Here is a 16,609-nt window from a genome sequence, read left to right as displayed (position 1 = left end):
TTGGTCATCGGCGGATCAGCAGCAGCCGCCCGCGACTGTCGGTTCCGTCGTTCCGGGCTCAACGGGGCTGGTGCAGCAGGTGCTGCCCTGCTGCTTGGCCAGGGAGTCGGCGTCGGCCTTGACGACGTACACCTCCCAGGGTTCCTGGCCGGGACCGTGGACCCAGACCTTGTCCTGGAGGGCGTAGCAGCAGGTGGTGTCGTTCTCCACGTCGGTGGTCAGGCCGGCCTCGCCCAGGCGGGTGGTGGCGGCGTGGACCGCTTCGGTCGTTTCGACCTCGACGCCGAGGTGGTCCATGCGGGTTGCCTCACCTGCGGTGCCTTCGATGAGGACGAGCTTGAGCGGGGGCTCGTCGATGGCGAAGTTGGCGTAGCCGTCGCGGAGTTTGGCGGGTTCAGTTCCGAAGAGCTTCGTGTAGAAGGCGACGGAGGCGGCGAGGTCGGGGACGCGGAGGGCGAGCTGTACGCGGGACGTCATGGTGAACCTCCTGGGGTGGGTGGGGAGTTCAGCAGCCGCCGGAGGCGGTGGCCGGGGCGCCGATGCCGATCTGGAGGGTGGACGGGGCGGCGCAGCAGCCGCCGCCGGAGCGCTGGGCGTTCTCCGGCTCGTCGAAGAGGCCCGCGCCGCCGCACACCCCCGTGTCCGGGAGGGTCAACTCGACGCGCTCGGCGGCCTCTTGGTCTCCGGCGAGGGCGGCGGTGATGGAGCGGGCCTGCTCGTAGCCGGTCAGGGCGAGGAACGTGGGCGCACGGCCGTAGGACTTCATGCCGACCAGGTAGATGCCCTGTTCGGGGTGGGAGAGCTCGTTCACGCCGTGCGGGTAGACCGTGCCGCAGGAGTGGACGTTCGGGTCGATGAGAGGGGCGAGCGCGGTCGGGGCCTGGAGGCGTTCGTCGAGGCCGAGGCGGAGTTCGGAGAGGAAGGACAGGTCCGGGCGGAAGCCCGTGAGAACGATGACCTCGTCGATCGGGTCGAGGCGGCGGCCGTCCTCGGCGACGAGGACGAGCTGGTCACCTTCCCGTTCCACGGCCTGCGTACGGAAGCCGGTGACCGTGCTCGCGTGGCCGGCCTCGACGGCGGCCTTGGCGCGCAGGCCCAGCGCGCCGCGCGCGGGGAGCTGGTCGGCGTCGCCGCCGCCGTACGTGTTCGTACCGATGCCGCGTCGCAGGATCCAAACGGCGTGCGTTCCGTTCTCCTCCTTCGCCAGGTCGGCGAGGAGGGCCAGGGTGGTGAAGGCGGAGGCGCCGGAGCCGACGACGGCGGTGCGCCTGCCCGTGTAACGGGCGCGGACGGCTGGGTCGTTGAGGTCGGGGACGCGGTAGGCGATGCGGTCGGTCGCCGTCTTCTCGTGGAGGGCGGGCAGGCCGTCCGCGCCCAGCGGGCCGGGGGTGGACCAGGTGCCGGAGGCGTCGATGACGGCGCGGGCGGTGATCCGCTCCTCGCGGCCGACCGTGGTCCGGAGGTGCACGGTGAAGGGCTGCTCGTCACGACCCGCGTCGACGATGCGGTCGCGCCCGGCGCGGGCCACGCCGGTCACGGTCGCGCCGTAGCGGACCTTGTCGCCCAGCAGGTCCGCAAGCGGCTGCAGGTACCTCTCGGCCCAGTCGCCTCCGGTGGGGTAGGTGGCGGCGTCGGGGCGGGTCCAGCCGGTCGGGGCGAGCAGCTTCTCGGCGGCGGGGTCGGTGACCTCGGCCCAGGGGGAGAACAGGCGCACGTGTGCCCAGTCGCGGACCGCGGTGCCGGCCGATGGTCCGGCTTCCAGCACCAGTGGTTCGATACCCCGCAGGATGAGGTGGGCGGCGGTGGCCAGACCGATCGGGCCGGCTCCGATGACGACTACGGGCAGCTGGTCGGTGGTGGGCGCGGTCACGGGACTCCCCTTTGATTCGATATTCGTCGATGGCTTGCGCGGTCAGCATGGCACCTGATTCGACAAGCGTCAACATAGACATTTATCGAATCTGCGGGTTCGGTGGAGCGGGTCGACGGTGTCGCGATCGGGGGCTTCGCGGCTCGCACCCGCTTGCGCCGGGCGAGCGTCACGGCAACTCCCGTCGCTGTCAGTGCGGCGAGGACGGCGACTGCCCCTCCGGTGTTGGCCGGGCCGATACCGATCCCCGTGAGGGTGAGTGCGGCGGTCCATACCGGCACCTCTGAACCGGCTCCGGCCACCGCTGTTCCGGCGGCCGCCGGCAGAGGGTCGCCACCCCTCGCTCGCTGCTTCGATGTATGTCAACATAGATGCATGTCGAATACGAGGGCGCTGCCGCTACTGGAACCCGAGGTCTCCGAGGCCGTGGCGCCGTGCTGCCCTCCGCTCACGGAGCGACCGCTGAGCGCGGAGGAGGCTGAGCGGACGGCGCGGATGTTCAAGGCGCTGGGCGATCCGGTACGGCTGCGACTGTTCTCGCTGGTCGCCTCACACGAGGGCGGCGAGGCGTGCGTGTGCGACATCTCCGACGTCGGTGTCTCCCAGCCGACCGTCTCCCACCACCTGAAGAAGCTCAAGGAGGCCGGCCTGCTCAGCTCCGAGCGGCGCGGCACCTGGGTCTACTACCGCGTCGAGCCGTCCGTGGTCGCCGCGATGGGGCAGATGCTCGGCAGTGCCATGAGCTGAGCCGCGGCGAGGAGAGTGGGTGAGTCCCATGGGTGAGTCGTCGGTGAACCGACCGGCGATCCACGAGGAGTTGGAGCGCGCTCGTACGACGTTCCGCCAACTCCTTGACGGCGCCGGCCGGGCCGACCTGCGCCGGTCCACCGAAGGCGCCCGGTGGACCAACGAGCAGACGCTGTTCCACATGCTCTTCGGCTACATCCTGATGCGGCCGCTGCTGGTCCTCCTGCGGGTCTTCGGGCGGCTGCCGCCAGGCGTCGGCCAGGGCTCGCCCGGCTTCCGAATGCTGCGACGAGGCCCTTCGACGTCATCAACCTCCTGGGCCCGTTCGGCGGCGCGAAGGTTCTCGGCCGCCGCAGGACAGGGAAGACGGCTCGCGCTGGCCGACAAGGACCACTGACGGAGGAAACGCGAAGCCGCGCGGTCATCGCCCGCCCGCTCCCGGGGACGCACGGATCTCGTGTGCCGAGCGAGCGCCGTCGATCACCGTCACCCGCGGGGCGCGCGTCATGCGGCGGGCTGGTCGCCGGCCGTTCGTCCCGGCATGAAGATCAGGGCCACCAGCGGCAGTCCGACCACGACCCCAACGAGCTGCATGCCGATGAACCCCGCGACCGAGCCGGGCGCGATGCCCGCGAAGGAGTCCGTGAAGGCGCGGCCGATCGTCACCGCCGGGTTGGCGAAGGACGTCGACGAGGTGAACCAGTACGCCGCGCCGATGTACGAGGCGACCGCGACGGGCGCGAAACGCAGCCGGTCGGTGCGGGCCAGGCCGAAGATCAGCAGGATCAGCCCGGCCGTCGCGACGACTTCACCGAGGAGCAGGTGTCCCGCGGAGCGGTCGTGGGTGGACCACTTCACCAGCGGTCGGCCGAACATCGCATCCGCCAGGATCGCGCCCGCGATCGCCCCGATGATCTGGGCGGGGACGTAGACGGCCGCCTCGCGCAGGGTGACGCCTGCGTCGCTGCGGCGGGCGGTCCACCATTCGGCGAGGGTGACGGCGGGGTTGAAGTGCGCACCGGAGACCGGGCCGAGCAGGGTGATGAGGACGCCGAGGCCGAAGACGGTGGCCAGGGAGTTGGCCAGCAGTTGCAGGCCGACGTCGTTGGTCAGTTCGGTGGCCTGGATGCCGGAGCCGACCACGACCGCCACCAGGGCGGCGGTGCCCACCAGTTCGGCAGCGGCCCGCGCGACCAGAGGCGCGCGGGGTGGGGTGGCCCTGGGAGCGGGCCGGGGCCCGGTAGCGGATATGGCGGACTCCGCGGCGGTCTCGTGCGTGGCGGCCAACAAGGGCTCCTCGGTGCGGCCGCCGTAGCGGCGGGGATCAGGGGCAGGACCGCTTGACGTTGTTCTCGGCCGTGACGCGCGCAGTCTTGGCCAGGTCGGCGAACTGGCCGGCGAGTTCGGCGATGACGTCGGGCTTGAGCCGGTAGTAGGTGAACCGGCCGCACGGCTCCGTGTCCACGACCCCGGCCTCGCGCAGCACCTTCAGATGGTTGGAGAGGTTGGTCTGTCTGGCCCCCGTCTCCTCGATCAGATGGGTGCTGCAGAGCGTCTCCTCGGCCAGGAGGGTGACGATCTGGAGGCGGAGCGGGTCGGCCAGAACCCGCAACAGATCAGTGTCGACTGACGTCAGCATGGACTGATACTGTCACATCACTCTAGGCTGATACCAGCCTGAGCTGATCTTTGGGACTCGCATCCCCGCACCCGTTGGGATCCACGCCCCGAAGGGGTTCCCATGGCCGCATCCCCGCCCCCCGTCCTTCCCGACGAGCGCCTCGCGTCCGGTATCGCCCGCCTCGCTCTGCGCCGCTGCGGTCACTTCTCCCTGGAGGCGATCCAGGGCGTCGTCACCGACTCCTACGCCCGGCTCGCCGAGCACGCCTGCGTCCGCACCCACCTCGTCGTCCTGGCCCACCGCACCGGAGGCCATGTGGACGTATCGTTTGCGGGCACACGGGCCGCCGCCGAGGTCGAACCGGTCGTCGCCCAGGCCCTGACCGAGGCCGGGGCGGATCTGACGGACGCGTACCCCAAGTCGCTGACCGGCGAGGTCGTGCGGGCCGCCGACATCGTCATGGGATGCGGGGACGCATGTCCGGTCGTGCCGGGCCGACGCTGCCTGGACTGGCCCGTCAGCGACCCCGAGGGCGTCCCGATCGCCTCGTCCGAGGCGTCCGCGACGAGATCGACGCCCACATCACCGAACTGCTCGACTCCCTGCCGAGCCCTTGACTCCCATCCCGATCCCGCACCACCTGCTTGATCCACATCGCGAAGGAAGAACCCATGTCCTCCAGCCCGCTCGCCTCCGTGCTGTTCGTCTGCGTCCACAACGCCGGGCGCTCGCAGATGGCCGCCGGATTCCTCGACGACCTCGCGGGCGACCGGATCGAGGTCCGCTCCGCAGGCTCCATCCCGGGCGACCAGGTCAACCCCTCCGCGGTCGAGGCGATGAAGGAGGTCGGCGTCGACATCTCCGACCAGAAGCCGAAGGTCCTCACCACCGAGGTGGTCCAGGCGTCCGACTACGTCATCACCATGGGCTGTGGCGACGCCTGCCCGGTCTTCCCCGGCAAGAAGTATCTCGACTGGGCTCTGGAGGACCCGGCGGGCAAGGGCGTCGAGGCCGTCCGCCCGATCCGGGACGAGATCAGGACCCGTATCGAGGCCCTGATCGCCGAGATCGACACCCGGCAGGAGGCGTGAGCGGCCCGGCCGACCCGGCGCCTGCACCGTGCGCCTGCAGGCGCATGACGCATCAGCCGAACTCGGACGGCAACCAGCGGGCGAGGTAGGCCCTCAGTCCCGCCGGATCGGCGCAGCGGGCGACCTGGCCGAGATGGCCGTCGGAACGTAGGAGACCGTGGGTGATCTCCGGCCAGGGACCCTGCTTACCCAGCCAGTGCGCGGTGAGCAGATCGGTCCGCCCGTTCAGGAGCGAAGCGAGGCGGGCGTTGACGGCAACGAGCGGGGTGAGCCGCGCGAAGCTCGCGTGCGGTCCGAGTCGTACGTGTTTCCGGCTGTCGTGGTCACGCTTTCCCCATGGGGCCGGTGCGGGCTGTGGCCTTGGTCCGGATGCCGGGCCGACCCGCGGCACGCTGGAGGGGCCGACGGCGGCCATGGGTGACGTGGGAGGTGTGCCTGCGCCGGTGTCGGACGCATTCGATCTCCCGGGGCGATGTCAGCCGTCCGCGTCGGCTGCCGTGAGGGAGGCTAGGGCGGCGTCGAGGCGGTGGGTGGCTTCCTCGGCGACCGGGCGGAGGGCGTCGAGTCCGGTGAGCGTGACCATCGTGTTCGGGTCGAGGGCCTGTACGGCGGTGTGGTCGCCGTCGGTGCGGACGACGACGTTGCAGGGCAGCAGTAGGCCGATGGCGCGGTCGGTCTCCAGGGCGCGGTGGGCGAGGGGCGGGTTGCAGGCGCCGAGGATCACGTAGTCCTCCATGTCGTGGTCGAGCTTCGTTTTGAGCGTGGCGGTGACGTCGATCTCGGTGAGGATGCCGAATCCCTGTGCGGCGAGGGCTTCGCGGACGCGGTCGACGATGGTGGCGAAGTCGGTGTCGAGGTGCACGGTGCGGTCGTAGCGCATGGCGGTGGCCCTTCTGGTCGGCTCGCAGGGTGCGGGACGGGTGTCCTGCCGTGCCTGCGGTGCTCGTGAGGTGTCTCCAAGGGCTTCCCCTGGCTTCATGAATACCCCCTGGGGTATTCATGCTACGGTCGAAAGCATACCCCCCGGGGTAATTCTTCGCTGGAGACTGGAAGGGAGTGCCCCGTGTTCTTCGTCGACACGATCGAGGTGTCAGGGCTCGGCAACCGGAGCTATCTCGCGGGCGGTGAGCGGACGGCGGTGGCCGTCGACCCACCCCGTGACGTGGATCAGGTGATCGCGGCGGCGGCCCGGCGCGGTGTGCGGATCGCACAGGTCGTCGAGACGCACGTCCACAACGACTACGTCACCGGCGGCCTGGAGCTCGCCCGGCTCACCGGTGCCGCCTACCTCGTTCCCGCCGGGGCCCGCGTCTCCTTCGCGCGTGTACCGGTGCATGACGGTGACCGCACGAGGATCGACACCGCCGCCGGCCTGACCCTGCGTGCGCTCGCGACACCCGGTCACACTCCGCACCACACCTCTTATGCGCTGGAGGAGAACGGCACGGCGGTCGCGGTGTTCACCGGCGGTTCGCTGCTGATCGGTACCGTCGGCCGTCCCGATCTCGTGGAGCCGCGGCTCACGGAACAGCTGGCCCGGGCCCAGCACGCCTCGGCGCACCGGCTGGCCGCCGAACTGCCCGACGGCACGGCCGTGTTGCCCACGCACGGCTTCGGCAGCTTCTGCTCCTCCTCCCGGGCGGAGGGCGGTGACACGACCATCGGCAAGGAGAAGGTGTCCAACGAGGCGCTCACCCGGGACGTGGACGACTTCGTCGCCGGTCTGCTGGCCGGCCTGGACGACATCCCCGCGTACTACACGCACATGGGCCCGGCCAACGCCGCCGGACCCGCGCCCCTCGACCTGACCCCGCCCGCCGTCGCCGACGCCGGGGAGATAGCCGCCCGGCTTGCGGCGGGGGAGTGGGTGGTGGACCTGCGCAACCGTGTCGCCTTCGCCGCGGGGCACGTGTCCGGTTCGTTCAACTTCGAGGCCGAGGGACAGCTCGCCACGTATCTGGCCTGGCTGATTCCGTGGGGCAGGCCGGTCACGCTGCTCGCCGAGTCGCCCGAGCAACTCGCCACCGCCCAGCGCGAACTGGTCCGTGTGGGCATCGACCGCCCCGCCGCCGCGGCGACCGGCGACCCCGGCGGCTGGGTCCGGGAGGGAGAGGCCCCGGCTTCCTTCCCGCGGGCCACGCTCACCGATCTCGCCGGCCGGTATCCGGCGGAGGGCGTCGTCGTACTCGATGTCCGGCGTGGCTCCGAACGGGCGGGCGGGTGCATCGAGGGGTCGGTCCACATCCCGGTCCACCTCCTGCACCGCCGCCTCGACGAGGTCCCCGCCGGTCAGGTGTGGGTGCACTGCGCGGGCGGCATGCGTGCCGCGATCGCCGCCTCCCTGCTGGACGCGGCCGGTCGCGAGGTCGTCGCCGTGGACGACTCCTTCGACGCGGCGGAGAAGGCCGGGCTCACCGTACGCACCGTCTGACGGCGCATGTCGCGGCGACCCCTGCCGATCTTCCGTACCGACACGGGAAACAAGGAGCGAGAAACCGAGATGAGTATTTTCCGGCGAGGCCGGGGAGGCCCGGGCCGTGTGACCGTCCAGGAGGCGGCCGCACGCACCGGCCACGGGAAGAACGGGAACGCCGCCGAAAGCAGTGCCGGCGCCGTGCTGCTCGATGTCCGCGAACCTTACGAATGGCAGGCGGGGCACGCGCCCCGAGCCGTACACCTGCCCCTCTCGGCACTGGCCGCCGGGGCTGGACTGCCCGCCGAGGCGCAGGCACGGCCCCTGGTCGTGATCTGCCGCTCGGGCAACCGCTCCCGGCAGGCCGCCGAACTGCTCGCCGCCCGGGGCGCGGAGGCCGTGGACGTGATTGGCGGCATGCGGGACTGGGCCGAGGCGGGGCTGCCGGTGGTGGACCCGCGGGGCGGGAACGGCACCGTCGCGTGAGCACTCTCATACTTGCCCTGGCCGCGGGTGCGGTCGTCGGTCTGGCACTTGGCGCTCTCGGGGGCGGCGGCAGCGTGCTGGCCGTTCCCGCCCTGATCTACCTGCTCGGTTTCACCCCGGTCGCGGCCACCACCGCGAGCCTGGTCATCGTCGCCGTCACCTCGGCCACCGCCATGTCCGCGCACGCCCGCGACGGGAACGTCCGCTGGGGGACCGGGCTGCTGTTCGCGGCGGCCGGCATCGGCCCGGCGATGCTGGGCGGCGCGCTCGCCGGACGTGTCCCGGCGGCCACGCTGACAGCGGCCTTCGCGTTGGTGGCGGGAGCGGCAGCCCTGCGCATGCTGCGGAGCCGCCCGCGTGCGGCGGACACCGTCGTGCCGGTGCGGCCGGGGAGGGCCGCGGCCGCCGGGGCCGGGCTCGGCGCGGTCACCGGCGTCCTCGGCGTCGGTGGCGGTTTCCTCGCCGTACCGGCGCTGGTGAACGTGCTCGGCATGCGGATGCGCTACGCGGTGGGCACCAGCCTGCTGGTCATCACCGTCAACTCCCTGGCCGCGCTGGCGATGCGCACCGGCACGGCCGACGGACTGGACTGGGCGGTCATCGGCCCCTTCGCCGGGGCCGCGATCCTCGGCGCCTGGGACGGGAAACGGCTGGCCACGAAGATCTCCGGGCACACGCTTCAGCGGGTCTTCGCCCTGGCGCTGCTGGCCGTGGCCGCCTTCATGCTGATCGACGCGGCGGCATGACGCGCCGCAGCGGACACGGTCTAGGCCAGGGACAGGAACAGTTTCTCCAGGCGGGCGCGCATCTGCTGGGCGTCCTCGCCGTTCTTGCGGCCGGACTCGATATCGGTCATGCACTGCTGCATGCCGGTCGCGATGATCGCGAAACCGGCACGGTCGAGAGCGCGTGAAGCGGCGGCGAGTTGCGTGATGACGTCCTCGCAGTCGCGCCCCTCCTCGATCATCCGGATCACGCCCGCGATCTGACCCTGCGCGCGGCGCAGGCGGTTCAGCACGGCCTTCAGGTCCGCGCCCTCGAGCTCCAGCTCCACGATCACTCCTCAATAAATACCCCTAGGGGTACTGTACGTCCCGGTTCGGGACGGCGTCGACCATCAAAGGATCATCCCGCCATGACCAGCTCTCCCACCCCCATCACCCCCGTCACCCTCGCCACGGACCAGGCTCGCATCCGCCTCCACGAGCTCACCGTCATCGACGTGCGCACGCCCGCCGAGTACGCCTCCGGCCACCTGCCCGGCGCCCTGAACATCCCCCTGGACCACGTCCGCCGTGCCCTGCCGGAGATACGGCACGCCGCAGAACACGGTGACGTCCTCGTCGTGTGCGCTTCCGGCAGGCGCTCGGAGAACGCCTGCAAGCTGCTGTCCGAGCAGGGCATACCGACCGCCACCCTCGCCGGAGGCACCGGAGCCTGGGCCGCAGACGGCCACGACCTGCACCGTCCCGCCGCCTGCGACACCCGGGCCGGCTGGAGCATGGAGCGGCAGGTGCGCTTCACCGCCGGGACGATGGTGCTGCTGGGCCTCGCCCTCGGTCTGCTCGTGCACCCCGCCTTCCAGCTCCTGGCCGTCGGCATCGCGGGCGGGCTCGTCTACTCGGCGGTCACCGACACGTGCGGCATGTCCGTCGTCCTGGGCAAGCTGCCCCACAACCGCCCCCGAGCGGCCGACCTCGACGCCGCGCTCACCGTGCTGCGCAGGCGCTGAACCGGCGTTGCTCGACCTCTCCGTGTGCGTGCTGCCGTGACGGGGCGGCACCTGCTCGCGGACAAAGTCCCCGACAGTCCGGCACCGTCGCTCATGGGCGGTGCTCGTGCCGAGTGGGCGCCCGGTCCTGCGCGACCGGACGGAGACGGGTGAGCAGCTCGCGTCGGCCATGGACGGACAGACCGAGTCGGCCGGCGCGTTCGAGATCGATCACGCCGCTGAGCAACCCGAGGACTGCACGGGGTGGACCGTCCAGGACGAGGTCCGGGTCGGTGGCGCGGCCGAGCCGGGTGTGGATCCGACCGCTTCGCAGCTCGATGACGGCCAACTCGTCGGACGCGACGAGTTGGATGACCGCGGGCGGGCCGTCGGGATCGGTGTCGGTGGTGAACCACGCAGGGGCGTAGGTCAGCCACTGTGCCTGGAACGCGTCGTCCGGCCGTTTCTCGGTCATGAACCGCAGACCCCAGAGCCCGAGCGCTTTCAGTACCGGCTCCAGCGCCAGACCGGTCTCGCTCAGGGAGTAGAGGCCGGTGGCGACCGGCGGTGGCGCGTCCTCGCGAGTGATCAGGCCGGCGGCCTCAAGTTCCTTGAGGCGGGTCGACAGCAGGTTCGCCGCGACGCCCGGCAGCCCGTTCTTCAGGTCCGTGAACCGGCACGGGCCTTGTAGCAGGAGCTCCCGGACGATCAGCAGTGACCAGCGGTCCCCCACGACGTCGAGAGCCCGGGCGATCGAACAGTACTGGCCATAGCTCCGCATGTGTCCAGCCTAGCCGGGAGCGGTTTATTTTTCAAATCAAGTGGTAGAAAAAGTAAACCAACCATGCATAGTCTTCCACCATGACTCGTGCACCGTCGAAACCACTCGTGCTCGCCGCGCTGCTGGCGGCGTCGTTCGTGATCAACCTCGACACCACTCTGGTCAACGTGGCGCTTCCGACGCTGACACGCGAACTGGGTACCTCCACCGCGCAGTTGCAATGGGTCGTGGATGCCTACAACCTCGTGTTCGCCGCCCTGTTGCTGACCTCGGGGAGTCTGTCCGACCGCTTCGGCCGCAAGGGCATGCTCATGGCCGGGCTGCTGGTCTTCGGTGTGGCCAGCTTCGTCGGGGGGTACGCCGACACCCCGGCGGAGCTGATCGCGGCCCGGGCCGTGATGGGGCTGGGGGCCGCGATGACGTTCCCCGCCACGCTCTCACTGCTCACCGGCGTCTTCACCAGCCGTAGGGAGCGGGCGTTGTCCATCGGCCTGTGGGGCGCGACGGCCGGTATGGCCATCGCGCTGGGGCCGATCGCGGGCGGGTTCCTGCTGGAGCACTACAGCTGGTCGAGCGTCTTCTACGCCCTCGGCCCGGTGTCGCTGGCCGTCATCGCCCTGGTGGCACTGTTCGTCCCCGGGTCGCAGAACCCCGTCCCGCACCGCCTGGACTTCCTGGGCCTTGTCCTGTCCGGCAGCTTCATGGGGCTGCTCGTCTACACCGTCATCGAGGCCCCGGACCGTGGCTGGGCATCATCGTCGTCGCTCGCCGGCTTCGCCGGTGCGGCGGTCCTGCTGATCGCGTTCATCGTCGGCGAGCGCCGCGCGGACGAGCCGATGCTCGATGTGCGGCTCTTCAGCGACATGCGCTTCAGCGCCGCCAGTGCCGCGGTCACGATCGCGTTCTTCACCCTGTTCGGGTTCATCTTCCTGATGACGCAGTACTTCCAGTTCGTCCGGACGTACAGCCCCCTTTCCACTGGCGTCCACCTGCTGCCGGTCGCGGTCTCCGTCGCCGTCGGATCGACCCTCGGGACGCGGCTGGCGGTCCGTGCGGGCACCAAGGCGATCGTCACGGCCGGGCTGGTCCTCCAGGCGATCTTCTACTTCTGGGTCGCCAGCGACATTTCCCCGACACTCAACTACGGGATCATCGCCATCCAGATGGTCGTCTACGGCCTGGGCATGGGTCTGACCTCCGCGCCCGCGACCGAGTCCATCATGGGAGCAGTCCCGTCCGACCAGGCCGGTGTGGGGTCCGCCGTCAATGACTCCACCCGGCTCCTCGGCGGAACCCTTGGAGTCGCGGTCATCGGCAGTGTGTACGCCTCGCTGTACGACACGCGGCTCAACACCACCCTTCCCACGACGCTGCCCACCCCGCTGACGGACCTCGCCCATCAGTCCGTCGGGGCAGCGTTCGGCGTCTCCAGCCGGCTCGCCGCCCAGGGCCGGCCCGCCGTGGCCGACGCCGTACGTCAGGCCGCGACCGGCGCCTTCGACCACGGCCTCAGCGTCGGGTGCGTCGTGGCCGGACTCGTCGCGGTCGCCGGTGCGCTGCTCGCCGGCGTCTTCCTGCCCGCCCAACCCCCGCAGCAACCCGGACCGGCACACCGGCCGGCCGAGTTGGCAGACACCACCAGCGACCGAAAGGACCCGGTGCCATGACCTACGGAGAAACCGCCGTCCGCCAGACCATCGACCGCCTCCTGAGCGACAAGCGCGATCTCGACGCCGCGGCCGACGGAGCCCTGGACAACCTCGACCAGTTCCACATCGGTGGCGCCGACGCCGTCGAACGGCTCATTCCCACGCTCGCCCTCGCGCACGGTGACGTCGTCCTGGACGTGGGCTCAGGATTCGGTGGACCCGCGCGCCAGATCGCCCGCCGCACCGGCAACCATGTCGTCGGCATCGACATCACCCCGGCCTACATCGACGCGGCACGCGACCTCACCGCCCGGGCCGGGCTCAGCGACATCGTCCGGTTCCACAACGGGGACATCGCCGGTTTCCAGTCCGATCCGGCCTTCGACGCCGCACTCACCATGCACGTCCAGATGAATGTGCGGGACAAGACCACCTGGTTCCGTCACATCGCCGAACGCCTCGCCCCCGGCGCGCGCCTGGCCGTCTGGGAAGTCTGCCAACCACGCCAGGCCGACCTGCCCTGGCCCATGCCCTGGTCACTCGACGGCACCGACAGTTTCGTCGTGTCCGCCGAAACACTGCTCGCCTGTGTCAAGGACGCAGGGTTCGCCGCGGTCGAATGGGCCGACGAGTCGACATGGGTCCAGGACTGGATCACCAAGACCTTCGCGAACGGTCTGCCCGCCGGACCCGCACTACCGATGCTCCTCGACGACGGCTATACCCGCGTCATCAACTACACCACCGCGCTCGCAGACGGCTCACTCGAAGTCTGGCGTGGCTGTTTCACCAAGGAGTTGCCGTCGGGGTGAGCGGCAGCCCGGTTCCGGCGAGGCATCCGTCGATGAAGGTGGCTGCTGCACTGGATCGTGCGGAGCCGTGCCGGACGGTAGGGGCGAGGTGCTCGGGTGTGGCGAAGACGGTGTTGGACAGCGGACCTCGCCGCTGCTGGTGGGCCTTGACGAGCAGGTCGCGGCAGTCGGTCCGGGCGAAGCTCTTGCGTGCGTCGCGCCAGTTTGACGGGGATTCTTCGAAATCGTCGGCTCTGCTACCCGTTCCCCTTGCCGTGAGCAGGCGACAGATGTCCCGGGCGGGCTCCGCCCGGACCGGCGTGACTGTTCCGGGCGGAGCGATGCGCGGGTTGTCGACCGGAGGCGGCAGGTCGGGCGGCTCCGGATGGCGGGTGACTACGCTCCGCTGTGCGTGCGCAGCAGGAGGGCGGCCCAGCCGCGGTGGGGCGGCCGGCGGTCGCTGATGCCGGTGAGGCGGTGCTTGGTCGAAGCGTCCGGATCGCCCGGGCCGTAGGCGTGTGCCGTTGCGGCGCGCAGTCGGGGTTCGTGGAGTGGGAAGACGTCGGGGTGTCCGGCGCCGCGGATGAGGATCAACTCGGCGGAGAAGGGGTCGATGCCGGGCAGCGTCCGCAGGTGTGCGAGGGCATCCTGGGCCGGCATCGCCCGCGGTCCATTCGCGTCGAGGTCACCATCCGGCGGAGGTGAGGCCCTTCAGGAAGCCGGGACCGGCTGTGAGGGAGAACGGTCCGCGCGGGCAGATGGCGACGGTGCGCGCGGTCAGTTCCCATGGGCGGTGATGGCGTAGCCCTCGGGTCCGAGGAAGGTGAACATCCTGCCGAACGGGCCGTCTTCCGGCGCCTTGACGATGGGGGTACCGGCGGCCTGGAGACGGTTGTGGAGGGCTTGGGCGTCGCTGGTCCCGAACCACAGGGCGACTCCGAGGCCGGGTCGCTCCACGCTGTCGAGGTCCACACCCGGCAGGGGCTCGCGGACGGCGAATGCGATCGGCTCGGTGTCGAACACGACGGCGCCGGGGGGCGAGGCGGGTGCCCGGCGAAGCCCGAGCCGCGTCTCGAAGAAGGCGGCGGCCGCGTCGACATCACGCACCTGCAGCGCGATGAAGTCGGGCCCGGCGACGGAAACGGTGGTGGCCATTGATGCTCCTCAGGGGTACTCATGTCAGGACTTTGACATAGGTGACGGTAGGTGCCTCCTCGCTCCTATGTCAAACTCCTGACATGAGTAATGGGATCACCGACCGGACTCCGCCTGCCGACGTGACCGAGCGACTGGGCTACCGCCTCAAGCGGGCCGCAGCCACCCTGCGCGGCGCGATGGACAAGGCCCTGCGCGAGCACGGCCTGACCGTGCCGCAGTACGCGTGTCTCGAACTGCTCGACCAGCAACCCGGGCTGTCCAACGCCGAACTGGCCCGCGGCACCTTCGTCACCCGGCAGTCCATGAACGTCGTCTTGCGCGGGCTCCAGGACGCCGGCCTGATCACCCGCCCGGCCACCACGGACCACGGCCGCGCCCTGCCCGCCCACCTCACCGAGGAGGGCCGCCGCCGCCTGGCCGCGGCGCGCTCCGTCGTCTACGCCATCGACCAGCGGATGACCGATGCCGTGCCGCCGAAACGCCTCTCGGTTCTTCTCGCCGACCTGGACCGCATGGCGGAGACGCTCGGCGGGTGAACCGGCCCGCGACCCGATGAACCAGAACGGATCGCCCTGTGCCCTGCGGCGGTCGTATGCCCGCGCCGGCCGAAGGGATTGTCCCAGGTGAGCGGCCGGATGCCCTGACGCGGTGATCGAGAACCTTCCTCCCTGCCCGAAGTGCTCGTGTGAGTACACCTACGAGATGAACGCCCTGGTGGTGTGCCCGGAGTGCGGCCATGCATGGGTGCTCGCCGAAGGCGGCGTGGACTCCGGCCCTCCGGCGGGTCGAGGGGGTTGACGGTCACGACATCGACTGCAGGATCGACGGTTTCGGGGCGGTGCAGCTCAAGTCGAGCGTGGTCAAGAAGGGCTGACCCCCTCGTTCGCTGGAATGTCCCGGCATCGACGTGATGATGAATTGCCAAATTTAGCAATTGGTTAGATGCTGTGTTGTCTGTGTTCGCAGGTAGTCGCGGGCGCAGTCTTCGCCTGCCCCGGCCGGGGCGCTGTCGGGGAAGTCGAGGAGTCGTGTCCGTTCCGCTGTACCAGGCCAAGGCCGAGTTCTTCCGGATGCTGGGTCATCCCGTACGGATACGGGTTCTGGAGCTGCTGCAGGACGGGCCGTTGCCGGTGCGGGACCTGCTGGCCGCGATCGAGGTGGAGCCCGCCGGCCTCTCCCAGCAGCTGGCGGTGCTGCGCCGCTCCGGGATCGTCACCTCGACGCGGGAGGGGGCGGCGGTCGTCTATGAACTGGCCGGCGGGGACGTGGCCGACCTGATGGGAGCCGCCCGCCGAATCCTGACCGAGCTGCTGTCCGGGCGGAACGAACTGCTCGCCGAGCTGCGTGAAACCGAGGTCGCCGCGCGATGACGCCCGCCTTCACCCGGATCAGAGGCCGGATCGCCGACCTTCTGCCCGGCCGGATCGATCTGGCGGAGATGCGCCGCGACCCGCGCCGGGATCTTCTCGCCGGCCTCACGGTGGCGGTCGTTGCGCTCCCCCTCGCGCTCGGCTTCGGCGTCTCCTCCGGGCTGGGCGCGGAGGCGGGGCTGGCGACCGCGGTCATCGCCGGTGCCCTTGCCGCCGTGTTCGGAGGTTCGAATCTGCAGGTGTCGGGGCCGACAGGCGCAATGACGGTGGTGCTGGTGCCGATCGTCGCGGAGCACGGGCCCGCCGGGGTGCTCACCGTCGGGCTGATGGCAGGCGTGATGCTCGTCGCGCTCGCTCTGCTCAGGGCCGGCAAGTACATGCGGTACGTGCCCGCCCCCGTCGTCGAGGGCTTCACCCTCGGCATCGCCTGTGTGATCGGTCTCCAGCAGATCCCGAACGCCCTCGGGGTGCCCAAGCCGGACGGCGACCGCGTCCTCGTGGTGACCTGGCGCGCCCTGGAGGAATTCGCGGACAACCCGAACTGGACCGCCGTGGCCTGTGCCGTGGCGGTCGGGGCCGTGATGCTCATCGGTGCCCGATGGCGGCCCGCGATTCCCTTCTCCATCCTCGCGGTGATCGCGGCCACCGTGGTTGCCCAGATGGCCGGCCTGGACGCGGCGAAGCCGATCGGTGACCTGCCGGCCGGACTGCCCGCGCCCTCCCTCGCCTTCCTCGACCCCGGCTCGCTGGGTTCTCTGCTCGCCCCGGCGGTCGCGGTCGCGGCCCTGGCCGCCCTGGAGTCCCTGCTGTCGGCTTCGGTCGCCGATGGAATGACGGTGGGTCAGGAGCATGACCCCGACCGTGAATTGTTCGGGCAGGGCTTGGCCAACATCGCGGCCCCCTTGTTCGGCGGCGTCCCGG

Annotated in this window: 23 protein-coding genes and 1 pseudogene; 14 read left to right on the top strand and 10 right to left on the bottom strand. The window is 70.6% G+C overall.

The genetic code is table 11. The annotated features are described in order from the left end of the window. Positions 1–15: 15 nt before the first annotated feature. Together SPR02S_RS44505 and SPR02S_RS44500 are read right to left on the bottom strand one after the other, a co-directional pair. Positions 16–477: an ArsI/CadI family heavy metal resistance metalloenzyme gene (locus tag SPR02S_RS44505; RefSeq protein WP_019063527.1), complete on the bottom strand. Its 462-nt coding sequence runs from the start codon at positions 475–477 to the stop codon at positions 16–18. 28 nt (positions 478–505) lie between these two features. After that, positions 506–1,870, bottom strand: coding sequence for an FAD-dependent oxidoreductase (locus SPR02S_RS44500; protein WP_019063526.1), 1,365 nt, complete (start codon positions 1,868–1,870; stop codon positions 506–508). Positions 1,871–2,245: 375 nt separating this feature from the next. Between SPR02S_RS44500 and SPR02S_RS44495 the strand changes: the two genes are divergently transcribed. Both SPR02S_RS44495 and SPR02S_RS57730 read left to right on the top strand, forming a co-directional pair. Then, positions 2,246–2,617, top strand: coding sequence for an ArsR/SmtB family transcription factor (locus SPR02S_RS44495; protein ID WP_026151441.1), 372 nt, complete (start codon positions 2,246–2,248; stop codon positions 2,615–2,617). Positions 2,618–2,636: 19 nt separating this feature from the next. Then, a complete protein-coding gene (locus SPR02S_RS57730) occupies positions 2,637–3,014 on the top strand; it encodes a hypothetical protein (RefSeq protein ID WP_158697976.1) in 378 nt (125 codons plus the stop codon). Between the two features lie 107 nt (positions 3,015–3,121). Here SPR02S_RS57730 and SPR02S_RS44485 read toward each other — a convergent pair whose 3' ends face one another. After that, positions 3,122–3,904: an aquaporin gene (locus tag SPR02S_RS44485; protein ID WP_026151440.1), complete on the bottom strand. Its 783-nt coding sequence runs from the start codon at positions 3,902–3,904 to the stop codon at positions 3,122–3,124. A 37-nt stretch (positions 3,905–3,941) separates the two neighbouring features. Beyond that, positions 3,942–4,256 (bottom strand): ArsR/SmtB family transcription factor, encoded by a 315-nt coding sequence (locus SPR02S_RS44480; protein WP_019063523.1) that lies wholly within the window; start codon positions 4,254–4,256, stop codon positions 3,942–3,944. Positions 4,257–4,358: 102 nt separating this feature from the next. Here SPR02S_RS44480 and SPR02S_RS57725 point away from each other — a divergent pair, with 102 nt between their 5' ends. Both SPR02S_RS57725 and SPR02S_RS44470 read left to right on the top strand, forming a co-directional pair. Continuing rightward, positions 4,359–4,886, top strand: a complete 528-nt coding sequence (locus SPR02S_RS57725; RefSeq protein WP_245607726.1) for an arsenate-mycothiol transferase ArsC — start codon at positions 4,359–4,361, stop codon at positions 4,884–4,886. Between the two features lie 23 nt (positions 4,887–4,909). Next, positions 4,910–5,329, top strand: coding sequence for an arsenate reductase ArsC (locus SPR02S_RS44470; protein ID WP_019063522.1), 420 nt, complete (start codon positions 4,910–4,912; stop codon positions 5,327–5,329). A gap of 52 nt (positions 5,330–5,381) precedes the next feature. Here SPR02S_RS44470 and SPR02S_RS44465 read toward each other — a convergent pair whose 3' ends face one another. Beyond that, positions 5,382–5,744, bottom strand: coding sequence for a hypothetical protein (locus tag SPR02S_RS44465; RefSeq protein WP_019063521.1), 363 nt, complete (start codon positions 5,742–5,744; stop codon positions 5,382–5,384). Between the two features lie 60 nt (positions 5,745–5,804). Then, positions 5,805–6,209, bottom strand: coding sequence for a DUF302 domain-containing protein (locus tag SPR02S_RS44460; protein WP_019063520.1), 405 nt, complete (start codon positions 6,207–6,209; stop codon positions 5,805–5,807). A gap of 183 nt (positions 6,210–6,392) precedes the next feature. On the opposite strand from SPR02S_RS44460, the gene SPR02S_RS44455 reads away from it, so the two are divergent. From SPR02S_RS44455 to SPR02S_RS44445, 3 genes are all read left to right on the top strand, one after another. Then, entirely contained in the window at positions 6,393–7,760 is a 1,368-nt protein-coding gene (locus SPR02S_RS44455) for an MBL fold metallo-hydrolase (RefSeq protein WP_019063519.1), read from the top strand. Positions 7,761–7,829: 69 nt separating this feature from the next. Further along, positions 7,830–8,228 (top strand): rhodanese-like domain-containing protein, encoded by a 399-nt coding sequence (locus SPR02S_RS44450; protein ID WP_026151439.1) that lies wholly within the window; start codon positions 7,830–7,832, stop codon positions 8,226–8,228. Next, positions 8,225–8,974 (top strand): sulfite exporter TauE/SafE family protein, encoded by a 750-nt coding sequence (locus SPR02S_RS44445; RefSeq protein ID WP_019063517.1) that lies wholly within the window; start codon positions 8,225–8,227, stop codon positions 8,972–8,974. The genes SPR02S_RS44450 and SPR02S_RS44445 overlap by 4 nt, the downstream gene beginning before the upstream one ends. Before the next feature lie 20 nt (positions 8,975–8,994). Here SPR02S_RS44445 and SPR02S_RS44440 read toward each other — a convergent pair whose 3' ends face one another. Continuing rightward, positions 8,995–9,282, bottom strand: coding sequence for a metal-sensitive transcriptional regulator (locus SPR02S_RS44440; RefSeq protein WP_026151438.1), 288 nt, complete (start codon positions 9,280–9,282; stop codon positions 8,995–8,997). Between the two features lie 81 nt (positions 9,283–9,363). Here SPR02S_RS44440 and SPR02S_RS44435 point away from each other — a divergent pair, with 81 nt between their 5' ends. Next, a complete protein-coding gene (locus SPR02S_RS44435; RefSeq protein WP_019063515.1) occupies positions 9,364–9,960 on the top strand; it encodes a rhodanese-like domain-containing protein in 597 nt (198 codons plus the stop codon). A 91-nt stretch (positions 9,961–10,051) separates the two neighbouring features. On the opposite strand, the gene SPR02S_RS44430 is transcribed toward SPR02S_RS44435, so the two are convergent. Beyond that, positions 10,052–10,720, bottom strand: coding sequence for a winged helix-turn-helix transcriptional regulator (locus SPR02S_RS44430; RefSeq protein ID WP_019063514.1), 669 nt, complete (start codon positions 10,718–10,720; stop codon positions 10,052–10,054). Positions 10,721–10,800: 80 nt separating this feature from the next. On the opposite strand from SPR02S_RS44430, the gene SPR02S_RS44425 reads away from it, so the two are divergent. Continuing rightward, positions 10,801–12,387, top strand: a complete 1,587-nt coding sequence (locus SPR02S_RS44425) for an MFS transporter (protein WP_052347149.1) — start codon at positions 10,801–10,803, stop codon at positions 12,385–12,387. Further along, the gene (locus tag SPR02S_RS44420; protein ID WP_019063512.1) at positions 12,384–13,181 is read left to right on the top strand and encodes an SAM-dependent methyltransferase; all 798 of its coding nucleotides are present in this window, start codon (positions 12,384–12,386) and stop codon (positions 13,179–13,181) included. Before SPR02S_RS44425 ends, SPR02S_RS44420 begins: the two co-directional genes overlap by 4 nt. A 375-nt stretch (positions 13,182–13,556) precedes the next feature. Here SPR02S_RS44420 and SPR02S_RS64575 read toward each other — a convergent pair whose 3' ends face one another. Both SPR02S_RS64575 and SPR02S_RS44410 read right to left on the bottom strand, forming a co-directional pair. Next, positions 13,557–13,820, bottom strand: a complete 264-nt coding sequence (locus SPR02S_RS64575; protein ID WP_019063511.1) for a DNA glycosylase family protein — start codon at positions 13,818–13,820, stop codon at positions 13,557–13,559. A 117-nt stretch (positions 13,821–13,937) separates the two neighbouring features. Then, entirely contained in the window at positions 13,938–14,315 is a 378-nt protein-coding gene (locus SPR02S_RS44410; protein ID WP_019063510.1) for a VOC family protein, read from the bottom strand. Positions 14,316–14,398: 83 nt separating this feature from the next. Here SPR02S_RS44410 and SPR02S_RS44405 point away from each other — a divergent pair, with 83 nt between their 5' ends. From SPR02S_RS44405 to SPR02S_RS44390, 4 genes and pseudogenes are all read left to right on the top strand, one after another. Further along, positions 14,399–14,854: a MarR family winged helix-turn-helix transcriptional regulator gene (locus tag SPR02S_RS44405; protein ID WP_043258906.1), complete on the top strand. Its 456-nt coding sequence runs from the start codon at positions 14,399–14,401 to the stop codon at positions 14,852–14,854. A gap of 112 nt (positions 14,855–14,966) precedes the next feature. Continuing rightward, positions 14,967–15,192, top strand: a pseudogene (locus SPR02S_RS59655) (PhnA domain-containing protein). A gap of 154 nt (positions 15,193–15,346) precedes the next feature. Next, entirely contained in the window at positions 15,347–15,688 is a 342-nt protein-coding gene (locus tag SPR02S_RS44395; protein WP_019063507.1) for an ArsR/SmtB family transcription factor, read from the top strand. Continuing rightward, on the top strand, positions 15,685–16,609 hold a 925-nt coding region (locus SPR02S_RS44390), incomplete at its 3' end, for a SulP family inorganic anion transporter (protein WP_019063506.1). The genes SPR02S_RS44395 and SPR02S_RS44390, both read left to right, overlap by 4 nt.

The sequence above is a fragment of the Streptomyces prunicolor NBRC 13075 genome (genome assembly GCF_000367365.1).
Lineage (GTDB): Bacteria > Actinomycetota > Actinomycetes > Streptomycetales > Streptomycetaceae > Streptomyces > Streptomyces prunicolor.
Note: the sequence above shows the minus strand (reverse complement) of the source record. Positions and strands in the feature narration are given on the sequence as shown.

Excerpts from the sequence above, each read along its gene's own strand:
- SPR02S_RS44495 (WP_026151441.1), top strand. The coding sequence starts at position 2,246 with ATGTCGAATACGAGGGCGCTGCCGCTACTGGAACCCGAGGTCTCCGAG.
- SPR02S_RS44480 (WP_019063523.1), bottom strand. The coding sequence starts at position 4,256 with ATGCTGACGTCAGTCGACACTGATCTGTTGCGGGTTCTGGCCGACCCG.
- SPR02S_RS44465 (WP_019063521.1), bottom strand. The coding sequence starts at position 5,744 with ATGGCCGCCGTCGGCCCCTCCAGCGTGCCGCGGGTCGGCCCGGCATCC.
- SPR02S_RS44450 (WP_026151439.1), top strand. The coding sequence starts at position 7,830 with ATGAGTATTTTCCGGCGAGGCCGGGGAGGCCCGGGCCGTGTGACCGTC.
- SPR02S_RS44470 (WP_019063522.1), top strand. The coding sequence starts at position 4,910 with ATGTCCTCCAGCCCGCTCGCCTCCGTGCTGTTCGTCTGCGTCCACAAC.
- SPR02S_RS44435 (WP_019063515.1), top strand. The coding sequence starts at position 9,364 with ATGACCAGCTCTCCCACCCCCATCACCCCCGTCACCCTCGCCACGGAC.
- SPR02S_RS44430 (WP_019063514.1), bottom strand. The coding sequence starts at position 10,720 with ATGCGGAGCTATGGCCAGTACTGTTCGATCGCCCGGGCTCTCGACGTC.
- SPR02S_RS44505 (WP_019063527.1), bottom strand. The coding sequence starts at position 477 with ATGACGTCCCGCGTACAGCTCGCCCTCCGCGTCCCCGACCTCGCCGCC.
- SPR02S_RS44410 (WP_019063510.1), bottom strand. The coding sequence starts at position 14,315 with ATGGCCACCACCGTTTCCGTCGCCGGGCCCGACTTCATCGCGCTGCAG.
- SPR02S_RS57725 (WP_245607726.1), top strand. The coding sequence starts at position 4,359 with ATGGCCGCATCCCCGCCCCCCGTCCTTCCCGACGAGCGCCTCGCGTCC.
- SPR02S_RS44405 (WP_043258906.1), top strand. The coding sequence starts at position 14,399 with ATGAGTAATGGGATCACCGACCGGACTCCGCCTGCCGACGTGACCGAG.
- SPR02S_RS64575 (WP_019063511.1), bottom strand. The coding sequence starts at position 13,820 with ATGCCGGCCCAGGATGCCCTCGCACACCTGCGGACGCTGCCCGGCATC.
- SPR02S_RS44460 (WP_019063520.1), bottom strand. The coding sequence starts at position 6,209 with ATGCGCTACGACCGCACCGTGCACCTCGACACCGACTTCGCCACCATC.
- SPR02S_RS44420 (WP_019063512.1), top strand. The coding sequence starts at position 12,384 with ATGACCTACGGAGAAACCGCCGTCCGCCAGACCATCGACCGCCTCCTG.
- SPR02S_RS44425 (WP_052347149.1), top strand. The coding sequence starts at position 10,801 with ATGACTCGTGCACCGTCGAAACCACTCGTGCTCGCCGCGCTGCTGGCG.